Annotated in this window: 1 pseudogene; it reads right to left on the bottom strand. The window is 81.2% G+C overall.

Annotated elements, in window-relative coordinates:
• Nucleotides 1-527 (bottom strand): annotated as a pseudogene (locus tag ACJA3G_RS38415) (hypothetical protein); the annotation flags it as partial.

The raw sequence follows: 527 nt of genomic DNA, 5'->3' as shown, positions 1-527 counted from the left end.
GGGCACACCCGGACCACTGGGCGCACCCGGACCACCGGGAGCACCGGGGCCACCGGGTCCTCCCACGCCGACCGGCGCGCCGGGACCACCGGGACCGACCGGGGCCCCGGGCGTACCGGGGCCGCCGGGCACACCGGGGCCGCCGGGCACACCGGGGCCACCGGGCACACCATGCGCACCAGGACCGGGGGCCGCGTCCGGGCCGTCGGGCGCGGCCTGACCGGTCGCCGTCCCCGAGTCGGCGCCGGGCAGCCCCGGCGGCGGGGACTGCGGGTCGAGGGCCGGGGCGATGGCCGTCGGCGGGAGTTGGCTGCCGCCCTGGAGCAGCGCCGTCCTGGCCTCCGGGAGGACCCTCGGCGGCGGGGTGCCGTCCAGGTCCGAGCCGGACAGCGGCGGGGCGAACACCGTCGCCGGAAGCGGGACGGACCCCTCGTCCGAGCCGGCGTTCGTGTCCGTACCGGCCCAGGGAGTCGCCCCGGCCGGTACGTCGGCCGTCGGCGTGGGCCACGCCACCGCACCGGACGACG

The sequence above is a fragment of the Streptomyces sp. YS-3 genome, assembly GCF_045257485.1.
GTDB lineage: Bacteria > Actinomycetota > Actinomycetes > Streptomycetales > Streptomycetaceae > Streptomyces.
The sequence above is the reverse complement of the archived record's forward strand: the minus strand, read 5'-3'. Positions and strand labels throughout refer to the sequence as shown.